The following is a 13,456-nucleotide window of genomic DNA, read 5'->3' as shown; positions in this document are numbered from 1 at the left end:
AGACATGAAAGGACGACAACATGGACAAGTTAGGCAACATAAAAGTATATAGGGGAAATCCGTTAATAATGGGTGCTACGGTAATGGGTGACAATGTTAATTTTGCAATTACTGCAAAGTATGGTAGCAAGTGCGAAGTAATATTGTACAGGAAAGGTGAAGACAGGGAAGCTTTTCGAATCCCATTTGAAAATGCACAGGTTATTGGAAGTGTTTATGCCATGTGTGTAACAGGACTTGATTATAAGAAATATGATTATAACTTTTGTGTTAATGATGAGATAATTGTAGACAAATACGCGAAGGCTTTATCAGAAAAAAAGCAATGGGGAGAAAAGAGCAAAAATCTTAGGGCAGGAATTGTTTCAAATGAATATGATTGGCAGGGGGATGCCCCTTTGAATATTCCTTTTGATGAGACAATTTTGTATCGTCTACATGTTAGAGGCTTTACAAAGCATGTTAGCTCAAAAGTAAAACATAAGGGAACTTATTTAGGTATTGTAGATAAGATTCCTTATTTCAAAGAACTTGGAATTACAATGATTGAGCTTATGCCAGCATATGACTTTAATGAAATAAAATCAAGACCTGCAACTTCAATGAAAGGCCAGTTCTCAATTGAGGAGCCAAAGCTAAACTATTGGGGATATACTGATGGTTTTATTTTTGCACCAAAAGCGGCTTACGCTTATTCTAATGCCATTGGTGGAGAAGTAGAAGAATTTAAGTATATGGTTAGGGAATTACACAAAAATGGAATTGAGATTTCCATGGAATTTTTCTTTCCTGAGCAGACTAACCCTAAGGAAATTTTAGACTGTCTTCATTATTGGGTAATGGAATACCACATTGACGGAATTCATGTGAACCTTGAAAGTGCAGTGATGCGAATGGTTCAAGCAGATAATTTGCTATGCACAACGAAAATATTTACTTATAGCTTTGCGACAGATACAGATTTTTACAATAGTGCAACGGAAGTAAGAAATCTGGCTAATTTTAATGATGATTTTATGATTGCCACACGAAGATTTATAAAAGGTGATGAAGACATGCTTTCAACCATTGCCTATAAGGTGAAGGCAAATCCACCGGCAGTGGCAATTGTAAATTATGTGGCAAATCATAATACATTTACATTATATGATTCTGTATCTTATGACAGAAAATATAATCAGCCAAATGGTGAAAACAACAGAGACGGTGCTGTCTATAATTACAGTTGGAACTGTGGGGCTGAGGGAGATACAAGAAAACGTAAAATAATGGACTTAAGAAAAAAGCAGATTAAGAATGCTTTAAGTTTGGTATTTTTAAGTCAGGGTGTGCCTATGCTTTATGCAGGTGATGAAATGTGCAATTCTCAAAAGGGAAACAATAATCCATATTGTCTGGATAATGAAATTTCGTGGACTAATTGGAATAAAACAGCAATGGCAAAGGAAATATTTGAATTTACAAAGAATATAATTAAATTTAGAAAAGAACATAAAGTGTTACATCTAAAAAATGAAACAAGACAGATGGATTATAAATCCTACGGTTTACCGGATATGTCTTATCATGGAACAAAGGCGTGGTACGGAGACTTCAGTCATTTTAACAGACATTTTTCAACTATGTACTGTGGAAAATATGCAATGGATGAAACAGGAAGTGATGAAGCTGACGTGTACATTGCATACAATATGTATTGGGAAGAGCAAAGTTTTGGAATTCCTTCAGCACGAAATAAAAGGAAATGGAAGGTTGCTTTTTCAACCAGCCCTAATCAGAAAAGTGAAGAGGTGGGCAGAACATTTAATGTACCGGGAAGGAGCATAACGGTTTTGATTGCAAAACCTGAATAATATGTTAAAAGAATTAAACGAAAAAGGAATTGGTAAATATATTAATCTTGAAAAATGGGGATTAAGCACATTTGAATTAAAGATTTTAGCAATCCTTGCAATGTTTATTGACCATTTTTCAATTATTTTTTTAGAAAACAATAATAATACATTGTATTTAACGGGCCGTGCCATTGGAAGAATTTGTTTCCCAATAATATGTTTTGTTTTGGTTGAAGGATTTTTCCATACAAAAGACAGAATGAAACATGGAATTATTTTAGGCATATTCGCGTTATTATCAGAGGTTCCTTATGATTTAATGTATGGTTCATTATGGGACCTTGCAAGACAAAACGTGTTAATAACTTTGTTTATCGGTTATATGATGATATGGATGCTTGATTCAATTTCAAAGTTCAGAATTTCATATCCTGACAAAGTGTTACAAAAAATCGGAGTGGCAAGACTAAATACTTTGATTGAATTAGTAGTTATGTTGGTAGGATTTGCCATGGCATATTTTATTAATTGCTCATATTCCTATGCAGGGATAATGATAATTCTTTGCTTTTATGTTTTTAGAAAACATCACATAAGTCAGGGGATTGTAAATATTGTTTTTAATATGGGCATGTATCCATTGTCAATTCAGTGGTTTGGGGCATTAAGTATTATTCCTATTGAATTATACAATGACACACCGGGAAAACATAAATGGAAATATTTCTTTTATTTATTTTATCCATTACATATAGTGATTTTGGTAGGTATAAAAATATTTTTAATAAAATGATTACCTTTTATATAATTTTTTATCTTTCTATAGTTTTTAGTTTTTGTATACTTAAATTAGCTTTGAGCGGAAAATTTTTAGGAGGGTAAATTATGATATCAAAGTTAATTAAGAAAACAACAACATTTGTAGTTTCAGCAGCCATGGTTTTTTCGACAATTACATTTGCAATGCCTGAAAAAACAGTTAAGGCTTCTCCAACTACAGGCTCTACATTAGTATGGAGCGATGAATTCAATGGGAATTCCATTGATACTTCAAAATGGGGATTTGAAATAGGAACAGGTTCAAATGGATGGGGAAACAACGAACAGCAATATTATACTAACAGATCGGACAATGCTTATGTTGCTGACGGTGCCTTACACATTAGAGCAAAAAAAGAGTCTTACGGTGGAAAGAATTATACATCTGCAAGACTTAATACAAATGGGAAATTTACATTTACATATGGCTATGTAGAAGCAAGACTTGCATTACCATCTAATCAGGGAATTTGGCCTGCTTTTTGGATGCTTGGTGCAAATATTGGTAGCGTAGGTTGGCCATCATGTGGTGAAATCGACATTATGGAAGCAATTAATGCTGAAAATAAAACATATGGTACATGTCATTGGAACGCAAACGGACATGCTGAATACGGTAAGCCAACAGGTAATTTTGATATAACACAGTATCACACATATGGTTTACAGTGGGATAATGAGTATATCAGATTCTTTGTTGATGGAAATAAATTCTACGAAATGTCAATTGCAAACAATGTAGGCGATACAGAAGAATTCCACAGACCATTTTATTTATTATTAAATGTGGCAGTTGGAGGAAATTGGCCTGGCTTCTCAATTAATGACAGTGCATTTCCACAGGAAATGAAGGTTGACTATGTTCGTGTATATCAGGACAATCCTTCATACAATAGTTCATCATCAAACAATGTAGATAAGAGCAATGGTAGCAGTGCAGGAAGTAGTGGTAATACAGGAAATACAGGAAATACAGGAAATACAGGAAACAGCGGCAATAATGGTTCATCTTCAAATACGCCGGCAAGTGGTATGGGAATGAATTATGCTGGTGACAGTTCTGCAACAGCTTATGTAAATGATTCAAAGTGGACAGACATTCATTATTCAGTAAATGGTGGTGGACAGCAGAACGTAAGAATGACTCAGTCAGGAGATAAAGCAACTTACACAGTTAATGGCTTGAAGTCAGGGGACACAGTTAAATACTGGTTTACATACTGCAATACTTCAGGCTATGTAAAAGACACAGCAAGTTATTCATATACACATAAAGGTAACAGTTCTTCAGGTGGTTCATCAAGTGGTAGTTCTTCATCAGGAAGTACATCAGGAACAGTAAACACTGCATCAGGTGATGTAACAATTTATCAGGATGCAAATTATGGTGGTAAAAGCACATCATTAGGCGTTGGAAGTTACAATCTTGCATCACTTATTGCAAAAGGCTTTAAGAATGATGATATGTCATCATTAAAGGTTCCATTTGGTTATAAGGTAACAATTTATCAGGATGACAATTTTAGTGGAAAGTCAAAGCTAATTACAAGCGATGCAAGTTACATTGGAAATGACTGGAATGACCAGTTGTCATCTGTTAAGGTTGAAAAAGCAAGATATAAAATTATCAACAGACACAGTGGCCTTTGTCTTGATGTTGCAGGAGCAAACAAAGCAAGTGGTACAAATGTACAACAGTGTCAGGCAAATGGAAACGTAGCCCAGGAATGGGAAATTGATTTTAATAAAGATGATTCAACATACATTCTTAAGAGTGCATTAACAGGAAAAGCACTTGATATGGGGGGCTGGTCACAGGATAATGGTGGTAATGCCATAATCTGGGATAACAATAAAACTAATAACCAGAGATGGTATATTACAATGGTTGATGGAGAATATTCATTCCTCATTAACAAACACAGTAACAAATCATTAGAAGTTGCTGGTTGGTCAACATCAAATGGTGGTAATGTACAGCAGTGGGATTATTTTGCTCAGGCAAATCAGCAGTGGAAGTTTGTTTTAGCTAATTAAATACATCTAAAAAGCTTAAAGGCTTAAAAAGTAAAAACAAAAATACCTCTAAAGTAGACAGATAGAATTGGAAAGTCTGTTACTTTAGAGGTATTTTTATGTAAATGAGTGTGGTATATTATTAGCTAAAGATTTATTTTTTTGGGGGAAGAACATATTAATTTAAAAGTATTCAGTAAAAATTAAGAATAGATTAATTAAAGGTTTACTAGGGAGAAAATTAAGAAAATTATTAGCTAAAATTAATTTGAGAGAAAATTATAAACTAAAATTTATTCGGGAGAAAATGAAAATGAAGATAAAACCAGCATATACGTTAAAAGGATATAAGAAAGAAAATTTAATAAAAGATATATTTACAGGAATCATTATAATGGCTGTGTCTATTCCAATATCCATGGGATATGCACAGATAGCGGGCTTGCCGGCAGTATATGGTTTGTATGGCTCGGTTTTCCCAATTATAATTTTTGCACTTTTTTCAACATCACCACAGTTTATTTTCGGAGTTGATGCAGCTCCGGCGGCGTTGGTAGGTGCAGCTCTTCTTAGTATGAATATTCAGGGCAGTACAAAAGAAGCAATGGAAGTAGTTCCTATAATTACTTTTTTAGTGGCAGTTTGGCTGTTGGCTTTTTATTTTATGAAAGCAGGAAAATTTGTAAATTATATTTCGGCCCCTGTTATGGGTGGTTTTATTACAGGAATATGTACAACAATTATTTTAATGCAGGTTCCTAAAATTATGGGTGGCACATCAGGTACGGGAGAGCTTCCTGAATTGGTGGAACATATTATTGATACAGGAAAAGATATTAATATGCCTTCGATTTATATTGGAATCGTGGCACTTATTATTTTACTTGTTTCTAAAAAGATTATGTCAAAATTTCCTATGGCGGTTGTACTTATGGTCATAGGTGTTATAATGACAAAATTTATGCCGTTACAACAATGGGGTGTAAAAACTCTTGATAGTGTTGCACTGGGACTTCCAAGTTGGAAGGTTCCTGATTTTGGAGCATATCCTATGACTGATTTGGTTATGATAAGTCTTTCTGTGGCAGTTGTTATTATAGCTGAAACGCTTTTGGCTGAAAATAGTTTTGCACAAAAGAATGGTTATAGAATAAATGATAATCAGGAAATACTTGCCTTTGCCCTTGGAAATTTTGTGGCAGCGTTTACAGGTTGTTGCCCTATAAATGGCTCAGTTTCAAGAACTGCAATGGGAGAGCAGTATCAGGGAAAAACACAATTAACGGGAATTGTGGCAGGTTTCTCCATGATGCTGCTTCTTTTGGTAGGTACAGGCTTTATTGGATATTTGCCGGTGCCAATTCTTACGGCAATAGTAATTTCTGCATTAATCGGCGCAACAGAGTTTGATTTGGCTGTCAGACTTTGGCAGGTAAGCCGTACGGAATGTTTTATTTTTATAGGCGCCTTTATGGGGGTGCTTATGCTTGGAACAATTAATGGTGTTTTAATTGGAATAATTCTTTCATTTACTGAAATGATTATCAGAACGGCAAAGCCGGCTACATGTTTTCTTGGCATACAACCGGGCCATAAGCATTTTAGAGATTTGAATGAGGGACGTCACATACATGCCATACAGGGTGTGGTTATTTACAGATTTAGCAGTAATTTGTTTTTTGCTAACATACAAACATTGCAAAGAGACATTGAAGATGCCATTAAAGAAGATACAAAGGCTGTAATTATTGATGCAAGTGCTGTGGGTAGCATTGACATAACAGCAGCCGACAGATTGGAAATTTTATATAAATCTCTTCAGGAGAAGGGGATTCGCTTTTATATGACTGAACATATTTCAGGTGTTAATGAACAGTTAAGAAAATTAGGTCTTGGTTATTTAATTGAAAATGGAAATGTTAGAAGAACAATTCATGTAGCGTTAAAAGACATGGGAATTAATAGACCTTATCCCTTAGAAGGAGATGTAGAAAATGAGCAACTTACACCTTCAAGAAAACGAGTAGACAACAGGGTTCAGGAATTTGTTTGGGCATTTGGTAAGGAAAGTGAAAAAGAAATCGAAAATCAAATAATGCTACAGATAGACCAACTAAAGAAATCAGGAGATGTGGAAAATCTTTTCCATGGACGCTGGTCCCACATGGATGCTTTTGACGAGGACGAATGGTTGGAGCATCTTGAAGAACACTTAAAAGAGATTGTAAATATTTCAGGCAAAGACGAAAAAGATATTGCTAAGCGACTTGAAGAACATAGAAGAGAAATTCACAATCGTATACACAAGGAGCATCCTGAACTTGCAGAACGCTTTGTAGAACGCAGACATATACTAGATGAGCATTTGCAGAAACGACATCCGGAAGTGTATGATTTGATTGTAAGTATAAGGGAAAAATAAGAAGTGTATGATTTGATTGTAAACATTAGAGAAAAATAAGAAGTGTAGTTGTTTTTTTCAATAGATTTGATGATTTGACTCTTATGCTTGCAAAAGATTCCAGCGATTTCCACCCCTTTAGTCATGTTATAGAGCATAGGGGTGGAAAAAGTGAGCTTGATGAACTTATGCTTGCAAAAGATTCTGGCAGTTTCCACCCCTTTAGTCATGTTATAGAGCATAGGGGTGGAAAAAGTGAGCTTGATGAACTTATGCTTGCAAAAGATTCTGGCAGTTTCCACCCCTTTAGTCATGTTATAGAGCATAGGGGTGGAAAAAGTGAGCTTGATGAACTTGTGCTTGCAAAAGATTCTGGCAGTTTCCACCCCTTCGGTTATGTAATAGCACATAGGGGTGTAAAAACAGAGTTTGATGAGCTTGTGTTTGAAAAAGATTCTGGCAGTTTCCACCCCCTCGGTTATGTAATAGCACATAGGGGTGTAAAAACAGCATTTGATGGACTTATGCTTATAAATGATTGCAGAAAAATCCACCCCTTTAGTTCTGTGAGAACATAAAGGGGTGGAAAAAGTGTATTTGATTAGTTTCATTTACAAAATTTGTCGAAAATAGATTAACTTTGTGGATAAACCAAATGCTCATCTGTAATATCTTCAAGAACTTCTGTGTAGAATTTGTTACACAAATACTTTGCCATATTAAGATTCATGTCTAAGTAGTTACCGCAATCCTTAGCACATGCGCCTGGCACTTCGCCTTCAAAGTTTCTCATAAAGTCGAACATTTCTTTCATTAAATCAACAATATCTTTTGATTCGTAATCTCCGGCCAAAACTAAATAGAAACCTGTTCTGCATCCCATTGGTCCAAAGTAAATTGTTTTGTTAGAAAATTCCTTATGGTTTCTTAAAAATGTAGCGCCTAAATGCTCTATAGTGTGAACTTCCGCAGTATTCATAACCGGCTCAAAGTTAGGTCGTGTCATTCTAATATCAAAAGTTGTAATAGTATTCTCACCAACTTTGTCTTTTCTTGAAACATATACTCCGGGTAATAGTTTCAAATGGTCTATTGTAAAACTTGCAATTTTTTCCATAGTATGCCTCCTGATAAATAATAAATTTCTAGAAATATATTAAATAATTGTATGGGAAAAATCAACAAAAAGATAGCGTGATAAGTTTCTAAAATTATATTGAAATATTTTGACGAAATATATTATTGATAAAATAGAATATGGCAACCCAAAGCTTATATAGAATCATAAAGCACTATCATATAACATAAAATATATATTGTTTTGATGCTGTTTTGATGCTTATTTGATGTAAACATTTGGTATATCAATAACAATTAATATATTATGGAGGTTTTAAAGATGAAAAGGATTCTCATAGGCTTAGTTCTAACAACTATATCAATCATTTTGATTGCATGTAAAAATGATGGTGTACAACAGAAAAGTACAACAGTAAAAAAGCAAGTGATAACAGTGACTGAAAATAGTAGTATTACATCGGATGCTACAAATACTAAAGAAAACCACAATTCAATGCATAAAGACAACAGCAACACAAGGGAAACAACATGTACAGATAATAGTCAAACAATAAAATCAGCATATTCTGATGAACAAATTGATGAAGCAAAAAAAGTCGCAATAAACTATTATAAAAATTTCCCACATAAGTTGAGAAACTTGAAGTTTAAAAAAGTCGAAGGCAAAAAAGTAATGTTTCAAATATACGATGAAACTAATCAGGCTACCAGAGCAATATATTTGAAATTACAAAATGGTAAATGGAAAGTTACTAATGAGGGATATTAATTTGAATATGCTGGCTTAGTTTTAGTTTACGATTGTATCGGTGAATTAATGAGTTTTGAGTAAAATAAAATTGGCAACCAAAATCAAATATAAAATTGTAAAGGGTTGCCAAATTCCTAAAAATATCGACACAATACTAGATATTATAAGAATATTGTTTACGTTATGATGTCTGTATAGTAGAATTATGAATATAAAATGGTGTAAAATAATTATTTAGGAGAAAATTTTATGAAAAAGAAAAAAGCATATTTAATCATAGTGATTGTTATATTATTGGCAATACTATTGGGATTTATCTATATGTACGTTCAGAGAAAAAATACTGTAGCTCAAATTAAAAAAGTAGTTTTGAATTGTACACAAAATAAAGTTGATGCTAGGTTTATAAATAACAGTGCCGGAGAGAAGATTTATAGCACAATACAAAATAATTGGAGCGAAGCAGGTGGAATAAAACTAAAAAAAATGGAGTGTGATATTGAAAACGAAAACTGGGGCAAAAATTATATTTGCGTAGTTGTACGTTACAAAGGAACATTAAAGAATGGAAAAAATGCTGAAGATTGTGAATATTACAAAGTGCATTTCGAAAAGAATAGTAACGGCATATATATTGATAAAGTGGGTGTGTCTGTAGGCGAGAAAGGTATTTATATCTATTAGGAAATAGTTGATACAGAAAATAATTAATAAACAACATATAAAACAGTAAATTATTGAATGTTGATTATAGTAAAAAGTGCTAGACGAATATTATACAAGGTATTATACTAATTTCAAAGAAAGTGTTCAACTTAACAAGTTTACTTCTTGCGGGAGTTGGGGCATTGCCGCCCAGCACTTTCTTTTTTTGATATAATTCGGAATGTTAACTAAGAATAATTACATTAAATTTAAATAAATGCACCCAATATAATGTATAGAAAAGATAATACAAATTAAATATAGAGAAAATAATAGATTTTGTAAAAAAATTTACAATAAAATATAACTGAAAGAGTGTGATTCATGTAATAAAATTCAAACCACAAATATTATCCAAAATACAAACATCAAATCTACAAGAAAATATAACTAAAACAGTACAATTCATGTAATAAAATACATTAGTAGGAACAAAAAATATCAGTTACGATCAATGCTAAATAGGAACAAAAATAGCAATGATTCCAAAATATTTGCAAGTAGGAATACAGATAACAAAAAGCGAATAGTACAAATACAGGAGAAATTGCACAAATGCCTAAAATAAAGGATATATTGTGCAAAATATATAAGAAAGTATAGAGAGTAGAAAATGGAAGATAACAAGAACAACATAAGTGAAAAGAACATAAATACAGACAAATATGAAAAAACTCAGAACAATACAAATCAAGATAGTCAGACAAAAGAAAACAATATACTAAATAGCCAGCAACAAGATAACAATATTCAGGATAAAACACACAAGCGTCGTGTAAGGTACAAGGGAACTCATCCTAGAACTTTTGCGGAAAAGTACAAGGAGCACAATCCTGAAAAATACAAGGATACAATTGAAAAAGTAATTAGCAAGGGTAGCACACCTGCGGGAATGCATATTTCTATTATGGTTCAGGAAATTCTTGATTTTCTTGAAATAAAACCGGGACAAAAAGGGCTTGATGCAACTTTAGGCTATGGTGGGCATACGTCAAAAATGTTGGAGAGGCTAGAAGGAAAAGGGCATGTGTACGGACTTGACATTGATCCTATTGAAATAGAAAAAACTAAAAAAAGGCTAAAAGACAAAGGCTTTGGGGAAGATATTTTTACAGGTGTAAATATTAACTTTAAGGATATTGATAAGGTAGCAGAAAAGTATGGAAAATTTGATTTTGTTTTAGCTGACTTAGGAGTATCGTCAATGCAAATTGATAATCCGGAAAGAGGCTTTACTTACAAATATGAAGGACCGCTTGATTTAAGGCTGAATCCAAATCAGGGAATTTCTGCAGCAGAAAGGATTAATACAATTTCAATGGATGAATTGGAAGGTATGCTTATTGAAAATTCAGACGAACCTTATGCTTACGAAATTGCAAAAACAGTTGTTGAAGAAAGAAGAAAAAAGAAAATCGAAACAACAACTCAGTTAAAAGATATTATTGAGAAGGCTTTGATTTACCTACCTAAAAAAGAAAGGGAGGAAGCTGTCAAGAAAAGTTGCGCAAGAACATTTCAGGCACTTAGAATTGATGTTAATAATGAATTTGAAGTTTTATATGATTTTCTGGAAAAATTGCCGGAGGTTTTGGCACCAAATGGTAGAGTAGCAGTACTCACATTCCATTCAGGAGAAGACAGATTGGTGAAAAAGTCATTTAAGGCTCTAAAAAAACAAGGTATTTACAGTGATGTGGCAAGAGATGTAATAAGACCGGGAAAGGCTGAATGCAACAGAAACCCAAGAGCCAAGTCGACAAAAATGCGCTGGGCAATTAAGAAGTAAAGGTTATAAAAGTATTAATATATTCTATATTTGACGTTTAAATATTTAAAACTTAATTTGCGAACATTGTAATATCATAATATGGAAAAATAATTTGCAGGTAAAAAGCTTTGTAATTGCAGTAATTAAAGAACTGGTTCCATACTTTTTTCTATACAATTTATTACAAAAGTGATACAATACAATGGTATGTTAAATAATGGACAAACAATATTATTCAAGGAGAAAAAATATGCTAGGAGATAAGAAAGTTTCATATAGTGCCATGCAGTCAACAGGCACACTTACATTAGGAAATTATTTAGGAGCTCTTGACAACTGGTTAAAGATGCAGGAAGAATATGAGTGCTTTTATGCAATTGCAGATTTACATTCATTAACTGTAAGACAGAATCCTGCAGAACTTCGAAAGAGAGCAAGAGATTTATATACATTATATATTGCAGCAGGATTAGATCCTGAGAAGAACTGTATTTACTTCCAATCACATGTATCTGCACATGCAGAGCTTGCATGGATTTTAGATTGCTTCACATACATGGGTGAACTTAACCGTATGACACAGTTCAAGGACAAGGCTGCAAAGCATGCTGACAATATTAATGCAGGATTATTTACATATCCGTCACTTATGGCAGCAGATATTTTATTGTATCAGGCAGATGTTGTTCCTGTAGGTGTTGACCAGAAGCAGCACTTAGAGTTGACAAGAGATATTGCTACAAGATTTAATGGAATTTACGGTGATGTATTTACAATTCCTGAACCATACATTGGAAAGTCAACAGCAAAAATTATGAGCCTTCAGGATCCATCAAGAAAAATGTCAAAATCAGACGAGAATCCAAATGCAAGTATTTTGCTTATGGATGATCCTGACACAATTATCAGAAAGTTCAAGAGAGCTGTTACAGATTCAGATATGGAAATCAGATATTCTGATGACAAGCCTGGAATTCAGAACTTAATTAACATTTATTCATGTATTACAGGAAAGACTATTGAAGAAGTTGAAAAAGAATTTGACGGAAAAGGTTATGGCGAGTTTAAGTTAGCAGTAGGTGAATCAGTTGCAGACAGACTTAAACCATTACAGGACAGATTCTATGAAATTCAGAAAGACAAAGCATATCTTAATGGTGTTATAAAAGAAAATGACGAAAAGGCTGCATATTTTGCAAACAAAACATTAAGAAAAGTTCAGAAGAAAGTCGGACTTACAGAAAAAATCAGATAATGATAAAAAATATATTATTAGATTTAGATGATACAATTTTAGATTTTAAAAAGTGCGAGCATGTAGCATTGGATAAGGCTTTAACAGTTCTTGGAGTGCCACATGATGAAAGTACTATTAAGCTTTATAGCAAGATAAATGATCTTCATTGGAAAAAGTTGGAAACAGGAGAACTGACAAGAAATCAGGTACTTTTAGGCAGATTTGAGATGCTGTTTGAGAAGATAGGTGTTCAGTGTTCAGGGCAAAAAGCTTGGGAAACATACGAAGAAATGTTAAGTAATCAGTATTTCTTTGTGACTGGAGCAGTAGAGCTGTTGGAAAATTTAAAAGACAAATATGATTTATACATAGTTTCCAACGGAACCGCTTCAGTTCAGGATAGAAGAATAGCCGGAGCCCACTTAGAAAGATATTTTAAGAAAATATTTATTTCGCAAAGAGTTGGAATAAACAAGCCGGACATTAGATTTTTTGAAAGATGTTTTGCTGAGATTCCTAATCTAAATAAAGATGAAACAATTATCGTGGGCGACAGCTTAAGTTCAGACATACAGGGTGGAACAAATGCAGGTATTAAAACATGCTGGTACAATCCACATAATCTAACCACACCTGACAATATGAAAATCAATTATGTTATAGGCAACTTAGAAGAATTGTATGATGTTCTAAAAAAAGAAAAATAAAGAATTATTTCCTAGTGGAATGTTTTATACGTAATAGGAATTTCAGAGAAATTTTATATTACTTACATAAAAAACATTAAGTATTTATTGAATGACCAAAAGTTAAATTGGTAATAAAAATTAAACTTGTAATA

Annotated in this window: 11 protein-coding genes; 10 read left to right on the top strand and 1 reads right to left on the bottom strand. The window is 33.2% G+C overall.

Annotated elements, in window-relative coordinates:
* Positions 1 to 20 precede the first annotated feature (20 nt).
* From ACQY63_RS04735 to ACQY63_RS04715, 5 genes are all read left to right on the top strand, one after another.
* Positions 21 to 1,853 (top strand): alpha-amylase, encoded by a 1,833-nt coding sequence (locus ACQY63_RS04735; RefSeq protein ID WP_428244807.1) that lies wholly within the window; start codon positions 21 to 23, stop codon positions 1,851 to 1,853.
* A 1-nt stretch (position 1,854) separates the two neighbouring features.
* A complete protein-coding gene (locus ACQY63_RS04730; RefSeq protein WP_022165454.1) occupies positions 1,855 to 2,628 on the top strand; it encodes a TraX family protein in 774 nt (257 codons plus the stop codon).
* Positions 2,629 to 2,720: 92 nt separating this feature from the next.
* Positions 2,721 to 4,691 carry an RICIN domain-containing protein gene (locus ACQY63_RS04725; RefSeq protein ID WP_428244806.1) on the top strand — a complete coding sequence of 657 codons (1,971 nt, stop codon included), beginning with the start codon at positions 2,721 to 2,723 and terminating at the stop codon, positions 4,689 to 4,691.
* Positions 4,692 to 4,983: 292 nt separating this feature from the next.
* Positions 4,984 to 7,092 carry a SulP family inorganic anion transporter gene (locus ACQY63_RS04720; protein WP_428244805.1) on the top strand — a complete coding sequence of 703 codons (2,109 nt, stop codon included), beginning with the start codon at positions 4,984 to 4,986 and terminating at the stop codon, positions 7,090 to 7,092.
* An 83-nt stretch (positions 7,093 to 7,175) separates the two neighbouring features.
* A complete protein-coding gene (locus ACQY63_RS04715) occupies positions 7,176 to 7,649 on the top strand; it encodes a hypothetical protein (protein ID WP_428244804.1) in 474 nt (157 codons plus the stop codon).
* 56 nt (positions 7,650 to 7,705) lie between these two features.
* Here the strand turns inward: ACQY63_RS04715 and ACQY63_RS04710 are convergent, their stop codons facing one another.
* On the bottom strand, positions 7,706 to 8,188 hold the full coding sequence (locus ACQY63_RS04710) for an S-ribosylhomocysteine lyase (protein ID WP_022164562.1): 483 nt from the start codon (positions 8,186 to 8,188) through the stop codon (positions 7,706 to 7,708).
* Positions 8,189 to 8,470: 282 nt separating this feature from the next.
* On the opposite strand from ACQY63_RS04710, the gene ACQY63_RS04705 reads away from it, so the two are divergent.
* The 5 genes from ACQY63_RS04705 to ACQY63_RS04685 all read left to right on the top strand — a co-directional run bounded on the left by ACQY63_RS04705 (position 8,471) and on the right by ACQY63_RS04685 (position 13,322).
* The gene (locus tag ACQY63_RS04705; protein ID WP_178061821.1) at positions 8,471 to 8,920 is read left to right on the top strand and encodes a hypothetical protein; all 450 of its coding nucleotides are present in this window, start codon (positions 8,471 to 8,473) and stop codon (positions 8,918 to 8,920) included.
* 231 nt (positions 8,921 to 9,151) lie between these two features.
* Positions 9,152 to 9,586 carry a hypothetical protein gene (locus tag ACQY63_RS04700; protein WP_022165279.1) on the top strand — a complete coding sequence of 145 codons (435 nt, stop codon included), beginning with the start codon at positions 9,152 to 9,154 and terminating at the stop codon, positions 9,584 to 9,586.
* 634 nt (positions 9,587 to 10,220) lie between these two features.
* Complete coding sequence (gene rsmH, locus ACQY63_RS04695) at positions 10,221 to 11,396, top strand: 16S rRNA (cytosine(1402)-N(4))-methyltransferase RsmH (RefSeq protein ID WP_428244803.1); 1,176 nt, start codon at positions 10,221 to 10,223, stop codon at positions 11,394 to 11,396.
* Between the two features lie 232 nt (positions 11,397 to 11,628).
* Positions 11,629 to 12,633: a tryptophan--tRNA ligase gene (gene trpS, locus ACQY63_RS04690; RefSeq protein WP_117998847.1), complete on the top strand. Its 1,005-nt coding sequence runs from the start codon at positions 11,629 to 11,631 to the stop codon at positions 12,631 to 12,633.
* The gene (locus ACQY63_RS04685; protein ID WP_428244802.1) at positions 12,633 to 13,322 is read left to right on the top strand and encodes a YjjG family noncanonical pyrimidine nucleotidase; all 690 of its coding nucleotides are present in this window, start codon (positions 12,633 to 12,635) and stop codon (positions 13,320 to 13,322) included. Before trpS ends, ACQY63_RS04685 begins: the two co-directional genes overlap by 1 nt.
* Positions 13,323 to 13,456: the final 134 nt, after the last annotated feature.

This window comes from Eubacterium sp. Marseille-QA0814 (assembly GCF_965119675.1).
Lineage (GTDB): Bacteria > Bacillota > Clostridia > Lachnospirales > Lachnospiraceae > Eubacterium_G.
Note: the sequence above shows the minus strand (reverse complement) of the source record. Positions and strands in the feature narration are given on the sequence as shown.

What these genes read in the sequence shown, in the direction of transcription:
- ACQY63_RS04735 (WP_428244807.1), top strand. Translation starts at nt 21, where the DNA reads ATGGACAAGTTAGGCAACATAAAAGTATATAGGGGAAATCCGTTAATA.
- ACQY63_RS04730 (WP_022165454.1), top strand. Translation starts at nt 1,855, where the DNA reads ATGTTAAAAGAATTAAACGAAAAAGGAATTGGTAAATATATTAATCTT.
- ACQY63_RS04725 (WP_428244806.1), top strand. Translation starts at nt 2,721, where the DNA reads ATGATATCAAAGTTAATTAAGAAAACAACAACATTTGTAGTTTCAGCA.
- ACQY63_RS04720 (WP_428244805.1), top strand. Translation starts at nt 4,984, where the DNA reads ATGAAGATAAAACCAGCATATACGTTAAAAGGATATAAGAAAGAAAAT.
- ACQY63_RS04715 (WP_428244804.1), top strand. Translation starts at nt 7,176, where the DNA reads ATGCTTGCAAAAGATTCCAGCGATTTCCACCCCTTTAGTCATGTTATA.
- ACQY63_RS04710 (WP_022164562.1), bottom strand. Translation starts at nt 8,188, where the DNA reads ATGGAAAAAATTGCAAGTTTTACAATAGACCATTTGAAACTATTACCC.
- ACQY63_RS04705 (WP_178061821.1), top strand. Translation starts at nt 8,471, where the DNA reads ATGAAAAGGATTCTCATAGGCTTAGTTCTAACAACTATATCAATCATT.
- ACQY63_RS04700 (WP_022165279.1), top strand. Translation starts at nt 9,152, where the DNA reads ATGAAAAAGAAAAAAGCATATTTAATCATAGTGATTGTTATATTATTG.
- rsmH (WP_428244803.1), top strand. Translation starts at nt 10,221, where the DNA reads ATGGAAGATAACAAGAACAACATAAGTGAAAAGAACATAAATACAGAC.
- trpS (WP_117998847.1), top strand. Translation starts at nt 11,629, where the DNA reads ATGCTAGGAGATAAGAAAGTTTCATATAGTGCCATGCAGTCAACAGGC.
- ACQY63_RS04685 (WP_428244802.1), top strand. Translation starts at nt 12,633, where the DNA reads ATGATAAAAAATATATTATTAGATTTAGATGATACAATTTTAGATTTT.